Below are 8,960 nucleotides of genomic sequence, written 5' to 3' on the forward strand. Positions count from 1 at the left end.
CCCTTATATAGAAAGGCATTTAGCGATTTTTGTCAATTGTTTTTGATCTAGAGCGAACTAATCAATTAAATCTCTTGCCAGATAAGGATTTAGTCGATTTATGCCCCCCTATCGAACCATACCAAGTAACGAAGAACCATTGAAACTACTAATTTGCTATAACCAGTCTAGGAGAGCCTTACTGATTACTGATTACTGTTTACTGATTACTGTTTACTGATTACTGATTACTGTTTACTGATTACTGATTACTGTTTACTGACCTAGCTTATGAACCGTCAAAAATTTACTTGGGGATATTCTAGTTATAAATTGCGTCAGAGAGAAAATTTTAAAGAATTTCTGTGTTTACTGGGATTATTAATAGCGGCCTTAATTATCTATCTAGTGGGATTAGGTAATTTACCCTTGCGGGATTGGGATGAAGCGACCATCGCTCAGGTGGCCAAGGAAATTAGCCAAACCCCACTGGAACAATTGCGCTGGTTATTTCCCAGTTTTTGGGGTGATCCCTACCTGAATAAACCGCCGTTGATTCATAGTTTGATCGGTCTAACCTACCATTTCGGGGGCATCAATGAGGCCAATACTAGACTAATTCCCGCTTTTTTAACAGCTTTATCGGTGCCGCTCCTCTACCTTCTCGGTCGAGAAATTTTTCCCGCTCGTTTACCAGCTTTACTATCGGCCTTGATCTATCTAACTCTTTTGCCGGTGGTGCGTCATGGCCGTTTAGCCATGTTGGATGGAGCGGTATTGTGTTTTGAAATCCTGATGTTTGTCTGTTTACTGCGCTCACGGCGCAATTTACGCTGGTCTCTGGGGGCGGGGTTAGGATTTGCCCTCCTTTGTCTGACTAAGGGTATTATGGGGCTATTATTGGCGGGTATCGGCTTTATTTTTCTGCTCTGGGATACCCCCCGGTTATTAACGTCTGCCTATTTTTGGTCGGGTTGGTTATTGGGAGCCACCCCCGCTTTTGCCTGGTATAGCGCCCAATTTTGGCACTACGAGCGGGAGTTCCTTGATTCCCTTTTTGTTCAACAGTTAAAGCGAGTTAGTGACGATCTGGACGATCATCGCGGACCGTTTTGGTATTATCTGCTGGAAATTCTTAAATATAGTTGGCCTTGGTTAATTTTCTCGGTTTGGGGTTTACGTTTAGCACGTCAGGAACATCTCTACAGTTGGGCGAAGTTACTGTTAGTTTGGACGGGTGTTTATCTGTTGGTGGTTTCGGTAATGGCGACCAAGTTGCCTTGGTATATTGTGCCGATCTATCCGGCCTTGGCTTTAGCGGCCGGTTATGCCTTGGCGCAAGTGGGTAATCTTCCCATCGATCGCCCCTATAATCCAATCTGGTCAATTATTCTGGGTATTATCGGCGTTGTGGCGGGTTTATTAGCTTTAATGGCCTATTTTCCCGGTAATTTTGCCGCTATCGAACCTCTCCATCCCTTAATTATTTTAACCTTATTGTCACTTTCCCTGACCATGGTGACAACGGCGATTTTGTTAGCTCGGCGCTCGGAACAATTCAGCGTGGTTTTACTCTGGGGAATGTTGGTTTCTTTGTTTATTTTTGTCAATTCTCCCCTGTGGATCTGGGAATTAAATGAGAATTTCCCCGTCAAACCGGTGGCGAGTTTAGTACAGAAATATGTGCCAGCTGATCGCCCTGTTTATATTGCTTTTGCCTACGAGCGCCCCTCATTAAATTTTTATAGTGGTCGTCGGGTTTTTCCCCTTGCTGCTGAAGAATTAATCAATTATTGGCAAAGTCACAAGCAACCCTACCTAATTATCGATCGTCAAACCAAAGAAGCTACTGATTTAGAAGGATTAAAGGTGATCGAGTCCACGGATTCCGGTTGGTTTTTGGTGACGAAGCAGTAGTGAAGTTAATTTTGTGCATAGGTCGATAGCAAATTAGCTTAGGCTTGATCTTGCTGACTTGAAATATTACAAAAATTTGACAAGTTGCGTTAAAATCACCCCTAGCGATGAAACGCAGCACTTTTGTAATTGTTGAAACCGAGATTAATATGCTAAATAGGTCAATTACGGCCGAGAAAACCGAGGAATTCGCTCCTGCTGACCTGCAAGACCTGCTAGACTGTACCGATAGCTTTGTTAACCGTCACATTGGGCCGACGGAGACGGAAATAGAGAAAATGCTGGCGGTTTTGGGTGTTGCTACCGTTGAGGAGTTAATCGCTAAAACTGTCCCGTCAGGAATTCGTTTACAAACAAGCCTTAATCTAGCACCTGCCTTGAGTGAATACGCTGCTCTTGCCCAATTAAAAGCTATTGCCTCCAAAAATCAGGTATTTCGCTCCTTTATTGGCATGGGCTACCATGACTGTATCACCCCGCCGGTAATTCTCCGCAACATCTTAGAAAATCCGGGTTGGTACACCGCCTATACTCCCTATCAAGCGGAAATCGCCCAAGGACGCTTAGAAGCTCTCTTAAACTTCCAAACTCTCATCACTAGCTTAACCGGTCTGGAAATTGCTAACGCTTCCCTCCTCGATGAAGGAACAGCAGCCGCGGAAGCGATGAGTATGAGTTATGGACTGTGTAAAACTAAAGCCAATGCTTTCTTTATCTCCAGTAGTTGCCATCCCCAAACGATTGAAGTTGTTAAAACCAGAGCGATTCCTTTAGGTATTGACATTATTATCGAGGATCATCGTCTCTTTGACTTTCAAACGCCGATTTTTGGCGCATTATTACAATATCCAGCCACCGATGGCGTAATTTATGACTATCGGGAATTTATCGCCAAAGCGCAGGAAAATGGGGCTTTAGTCACCGTTGCCGCCGATATTCTCAGTTTAGCCCTGTTGACTCCCCCCGGCGAATTGGGGGCTGATATTGCCGTGGGTAGCAGTCAACGCTTTGGGGTTCCCTTAGGTTATGGGGGTCCCCATGCCGCTTATTTTGCCACCAAAGATGCCTATAAACGCAGCATTCCGGGGCGCATTGTCGGGGTATCGAAGGATAGTCAGGGTAAACCCGCACTGCGTTTAGCTTTGCAAACCCGGGAACAACATATCCGCCGGGATAAAGCCACCAGTAATATTTGTACCGCACAGGTGTTACTAGCGGTGATTGCTTCCATGTACGCGGTCTATCACGGACCGGAAGGAATCAAGAAAATCGCCCAAAGAGTGCAGAAATTAACCGCTTTATTGGCAACTGGGTTAAAACAGTTGGGTTATCAAGTGGGGAAAGAACCGTGCTTCGATACGCTCAAAGTTACGGTATCCACGGGAGTTAAGGACATCCTTGCGAAGGCAAAAACCCATAAGATTAATCTGCGTTATTTTGATGAGAATAATCTAGGAATTAGTGTCGATGAAACCACCAGTCTCAGGGATGTGTGGGATTTATGGCAAATTTTTGCCCCAACCGGGGAATTACCCTTTACCGCGGCCGAATTAGTCGAGAAAATTAGTCTAGAATTACCCGCTAATTTAACCCGTACCAGTGCCTATCTTACCGAACCGGTGTTCAATCGTTACCACTCGGAAACGGAATTACTCAGATATCTGCACCGTCTGGAAACAAAGGATTTAGCCTTAAATACTTCCATGATTCCCCTCGGTTCCTGTACGATGAAACTGAATGCCGTAGCGGAGATGATTCCAGTAACTTGGGCAGAATTCGGCAAATTACACCCTTTTGCCCCGATTGAGCAAGCAGAAGGCTATCAACTGCTCTTTCAACAGTTAGAGACTTGGTTAGGGGAAATTACCGGGTTTGATGGCATTTCCCTACAACCGAACGCCGGTTCTCAGGGAGAGTATGCCGGTTTACAGGTAATCCGAGCCTACCATGAAAGTCGCGGTCAAGGTCATCGTCAGATTTGCTTAATTCCTGAGTCCGCTCACGGGACTAATCCTGCCAGCGCTGTTATGTGTGGTATGAAAGTAGTGGCGGTTAATTGCGATTCTCAGGGCAATATTGATATTGATGACCTGAAAACTAAGGCCGAGAAGCATCAGGATAATCTAGCGGCTTTGATGGTAACGTATCCTTCCACTCACGGCGTTTTTGAACAGGGAATTAGCGAAATTTGTGCCTTGATTCATCAATACGGTGGTCAAGTCTATATGGATGGCGCGAATATGAATGCTCAGGTGGGTTTATGTCGTCCGGCGGATTTTGGTGCTGATGTCTGTCACTTGAATCTCCATAAAACTTTCTGTATTCCCCACGGTGGTGGCGGACCGGGTATGGGACCAATCGGAGTAAAATCCCATTTAGTGCCTTTTCTGCCCGATGTTTCCCTGGTTTTGGCGAAATTATCCCCAGAAACCGCTAACGGTAAGCATCAGGACTCGATTGGGGCAATTTCGGCCGCGCCTTGGGGTAGTGCCAGCATTTTGGTGATTTCTTGGATGTATATCGCTATGATGGGGGCAGCAGGCTTGAAAAAAGCGACAGAAGTGGCAATTTTGAACGCTAATTATATGGCTTTTCGTCTGGAGTCGGCCTATCCAGTGTTATTTAAGGGTAGCGCGGGAACAGTCGCCCACGAGTGCGTGATTGATTTACGTCCCCTGAAAAAACAGGCCAGCATCGAGGTGGAAGATGTGGCAAAACGCTTGATGGATTTCGGTTTCCACGCGCCGACGGTTTCTTGGCCCGTGGCGGGTACAATGATGGTGGAACCCACGGAAAGCGAATCTTTGGGCGAATTAGACCGTTTTTGTGAAGCTTTGTTAACTATCTATCAAGAGGTACAAGCGATCGCTAATGGTAGCATGGATATCCACGATAATCCCTTGAAAAATGCCCCCCACACAGCCGCAGTTTTAACTGCCGATGATTGGAGTCGTCCCTATTCCCGTCAACAGGCAGCTTACCCGCTTTCTTGGCTAAAAGATTATAAATTCTGGCCGGTAGTGGGACGGGTTGATAATGCTTACGGGGACAGAAATCTGGTTTGTTCCTGTGAGGGTATGGACGCTTATAAGTAATCGTAATTCCTTGATAATATTTGGTGGGGTAGTTACAAATTACCCCGCTTTTTTCTGGTTTTTCGGAACTTGAACTGTAAAATTAAACACTTCTTGCGCCACTCGATCGCAACTACCTACTGTTCCTAAACCGGCTGTAGTTTCTGCGTATTCATCTAACATTTTTTGCCGACGTTGCTGATTTAATAATAAATCTAGACATTCCTGCATAATTCTCTCCGGGTTAGCTTCCTCTTGTAATAATTCGGGAACAATTTCTCGCATTAAAACTAAATTTACCGGTGAGACAAATGGTACAGAAAACTTCATAATATTGCGGGCAATCCAAGCAGTAACTGCACTTAAACGGTAAACCACCACCTGCGGCACATTTAACAAAGCAATTTCGAGATTAACTGTACCAGACTTAGCCACAGCCAGATCGGCTGCGGCAATTGCTTCTAAAGTCTGATCTCGTTCCATAATCACCGCATTTAATCCATATTCCTTCACTAATTGTCGCATTTTGGGTTCGTATAAAGCTAAGGGAACGGGAATTAAAAACTTAATATCGGGAATTTTTTCCTGTAATTTTTGGGCAGCAGCGCACACCGTCGGGACGAGATATTTAAACTCCTGTTGACGGGAAGCGGGTAACAAAGCGACCACCGTTTCTTCGGTTTTTATTGCCCATTTTTGCCGCATTTCTTGGCGATTGGGAGCATTTGCCATACGATCAACTAAAGGATGTCCCACCCAAGTTACCGGTAAACCTTTTGTTTCAAAAAAACGGGCTTCGGCAGGAAAAATTGCCAATAATTTATCGGTGATGGCGATTAATTTCTCCGTATTAAATAACTTTTCTGCTGTGGCCCTTAGTTTAGCTGAGGGGATATTTTCTTCCGACCAAATCCACACCTGTGGGGCAATATAATAAATAATTGGGACATCGGGAATAATTTTTTTAGCCGATTGACCGATCGCCACATTTGCCCCCACATAATCAATTAAAATAATCAGATCAGGGGGATGATCTCTAAAAAACTCTTTGGCTCGTTTTTGTAGTTGTAAAGTTGGCCAAATAAAGGGGATAGATTCAATTAATCCCATGGCAGCCAGTCGAGTGGTTTTACCCAACATTTTTGCTCCGGCTAACTCCATGCGATCGCCGCCGAGGGCAAAAATTTCTAACTCAATTTCCTGGGTTTTAGCTAGTTGAAAAAGGGATTCAATCAGCATCGCTGCCTGTAAATCACCCGATACCTCACCCGTGCTAATAAATATACGCATTTGGATAATTATTTAATATAGGCAATGGGGAAATTCTGAGAACGGTGGGTTACGGCGAATAGTAAAGTTATTGGTGAATTATATCAGTTATTGTCGCCTAACCCACCCTACCTTGGGATTATTTCCCTGGAATTAAACCGCGACGTTTTTCTCCCGTGGTAGAGGATTGTAAAAATTGACAGAGATGTTGAACATGGGGGTTATCGGTTAAGAGAGAAACTTGTTCTAAAGCCTCTTGAAGATTTATATTAGAACGATAGATAATCCGAAAAGCTTTTTTCAGTAAAGCTAGATCTTCATCGGTAAAACCGGCTCTTTGTAAACCGACTAAATTAAGAGTTCGCACCCGACAGGGATTGCCTTCCACTAAAGTAAAAGGGGGAACATCGCGATCAATACGACTCATTCCTCCTAACATGGCCATTTTGCCAATATGAACAAATTGATGTACTCCTAAAACCCCCCCGATAACTGCTTTTGATTCGATCTGGACATGACCTGCCAAAGCGACACTATTAGCGATAATAATGTTATCTTGCAAAATACAATTATGGGCAACGTGAACATAGGCCATTAATAAATTATTACTGCCAATTTGGGTAACTTCTCCCGTATCCGTGGCGCGATTAATTGTGACAAACTCGCGAATTTGGTTATGATCACCAATTTCTACCCTACTTTCGCCACCTTTATACTTTAAATCCTGTGGTTCATTACCAATAACAGCCCCGGAAAAAATATGATTACCCTTGCCAATTTTGGTCGGACCCTCAATGACCACATGGGCATCAATAATTGTATCAGCTTCAATTTCCACATTGGCCCCGATCACAGCATAGGGACCAACTTTAACCTTGGGAGCAAGTTTTGCCGACGGATGGATAACCGCAGTGGGGTGAATTAACGTATTCAAAGGGAAGTCTCCCGCGCTCAACTTCGTCACTGTATGAATCATGGTATAGCTTATCCTATATTGGACAGATTGTGATCAAGATTGATAGCGGTTGCTTGCGGAGGGGACGACTTTAATGGGGAACCAGAACCCGATAAACTATTAACCAGATTCTCTTGGTTCCTTCGTCCCTCCCATCCTGATAAAAAATATATGAGCAATAATAGACCTAAAATTATAGTCTTAGATGATGACCCGACAGGTTCCCAAACAGTCCATAGTTGTCTGTTATTGATGCGGTGGGATGAAGATACTCTCCGCTTGGGATTGGCAGATAATGCGCCAATTTTCTTTGTTTTGACGAATACTCGCGCTTTAACCCCCGAAAAAGCCGAGTCTGTCACGCGAGAAGTCTGTCATAACCTGAAAACTGCCTTAACTAAAGAGGGAATCGAGGATTTTTTGGTGGTTAGTCGTTCCGATTCTACCCTGCGCGGGCATTATCCGATCGAAACTGATGTTATTGCCGAAGAATTGGGCGGTTTTGATGCACATTTCCTGATTCCAGCCTTTTTTGAGGGGGGCAGAATCACTCGCGATAGTATTCATTATTTAATCATCGATGGTGTTCCCACTCCCGTCCACGAGACGGAATTCGCTCGCGATTCGGTTTTTGCCTATCATTACAGTTATCTGCCGGATTATGTGGAGGAGAAAACGCAAGGTAAAATTAAAGCAGATGATGTAGAGAGATTTTTACTGACAGATATCCGTCAAGGTAGTTTAGAACGACTGCAAAAGCTCAAAAATAATCAATGTGGGGTGGTAGATGGGGAAACTCAAGCGGATCTCGATCGCTTTGCTGAAGATATTTTAACCGCCGCAGGGGCAGGAAAAAAATTTTTATTCCGTAGTGCCGCCAGTATTTTAACTTCTTTGGCTAATTTAGGAACTCAACCGATCGCACCCGAATCTATGGGTAAGTATAAGCCCACGGGGGAAGCCGGGGCAATTATCGTCGGTTCCCACGTCAAAAAAACTACCCAACAATTACAGGAACTGCTTCAACAACCCAACACCGTCGGAGTCGAAATCGATGTGACGGCATTGCGCGATCGTCCTGACCAACGAGATCAACTCCTAGCACAAGTTCTAAAAAAAGTCAAGCTTATTCACAAAAATAAACAAACCCCCGTGATCTATACCAGTCGGCAAGAGTTAACCTTTGCCTCTGTGCAGAAACGTCTTGATTTTGGGGTTGCCGTCTCCACCCTGTTAATGGACATTGTTAAGGGTTTACCCAGTGACATCAGTTTTTTAATCAGTAAAGGCGGAATTACCTCTAATGATGTCTTAAGTACGGGTTTAAGCCTGCAATCGGCCCGTTTACTCGGTCAGATTCTCCCCGGTGTCTCCATGGTCTGCACAGAATTGGATCATCCCCTCTTTCCTAATTTACCTGTGGTTCTTTTCCCGGGTAACGTCGGTGATGTCCAAGCTTTAGCCACAGTTTATCAACGTTTGTGTCAATAGGAGGCAATCAGTGAGCAGTGAGCAGTTCACTGATTACTGTTTACTGTTGACTGATCACTGAAAAAGCTCCCCAATTCATAATTCATAATTCATAATTCATAATTCCCACTGCTGCCTGCTGCTCAAGGTTCATATTGACATCCTCACCGCCGTAAACGGACGGTGATTCCCAAACCTCACGATTTAGGTTTCTGCTTCTTTCCCTTGCGGGGTTCCGCAGCTGCCTTAACAGATTTACTCTGTTCTGGTCTTATGGTCGCTCTACAGACTGACAC

General features: G+C 44.4%; 5 protein-coding genes. 3 read left to right on the forward strand and 2 right to left on the reverse strand.

Annotated elements, in window-relative coordinates:
- Positions 1 to 270: 270 nt before the first annotated feature.
- Both IM322_RS18685 and gcvP read left to right on the forward strand, forming a co-directional pair.
- Positions 271 to 1,896, forward strand: coding sequence for an ArnT family glycosyltransferase (locus IM322_RS18685; RefSeq protein ID WP_287675614.1), 1,626 nt, complete (start codon positions 271 to 273; stop codon positions 1,894 to 1,896).
- Between the two features lie 107 nt (positions 1,897 to 2,003).
- A complete protein-coding gene (gene gcvP, locus IM322_RS18690; RefSeq protein WP_287675615.1) occupies positions 2,004 to 4,991 on the forward strand; it encodes an aminomethyl-transferring glycine dehydrogenase in 2,988 nt (995 codons plus the stop codon).
- A gap of 39 nt (positions 4,992 to 5,030) precedes the next feature.
- On the opposite strand, the gene lpxB is transcribed toward gcvP, so the two are convergent.
- Together lpxB and lpxA are read right to left on the reverse strand one after the other, a co-directional pair.
- Positions 5,031 to 6,260, reverse strand: a complete 1,230-nt coding sequence (gene lpxB, locus IM322_RS18695) for a lipid-A-disaccharide synthase (RefSeq protein WP_287077305.1) — start codon at positions 6,258 to 6,260, stop codon at positions 5,031 to 5,033.
- A gap of 118 nt (positions 6,261 to 6,378) precedes the next feature.
- Positions 6,379 to 7,215, reverse strand: a complete 837-nt coding sequence (lpxA, locus tag IM322_RS18700; RefSeq protein WP_286825556.1) for an acyl-ACP--UDP-N-acetylglucosamine O-acyltransferase — start codon at positions 7,213 to 7,215, stop codon at positions 6,379 to 6,381.
- A gap of 150 nt (positions 7,216 to 7,365) precedes the next feature.
- On the opposite strand from lpxA, the gene IM322_RS18705 reads away from it, so the two are divergent.
- Positions 7,366 to 8,685, forward strand: a complete 1,320-nt coding sequence (locus tag IM322_RS18705) for a four-carbon acid sugar kinase family protein (protein ID WP_287675616.1) — start codon at positions 7,366 to 7,368, stop codon at positions 8,683 to 8,685.
- Positions 8,686 to 8,960 lie beyond the last annotated feature (275 nt).

Source organism: Microcystis sp. M109S1, assembly GCF_020247025.1.
Lineage (GTDB): Bacteria > Cyanobacteriota > Cyanobacteriia > Cyanobacteriales > Microcystaceae > Microcystis.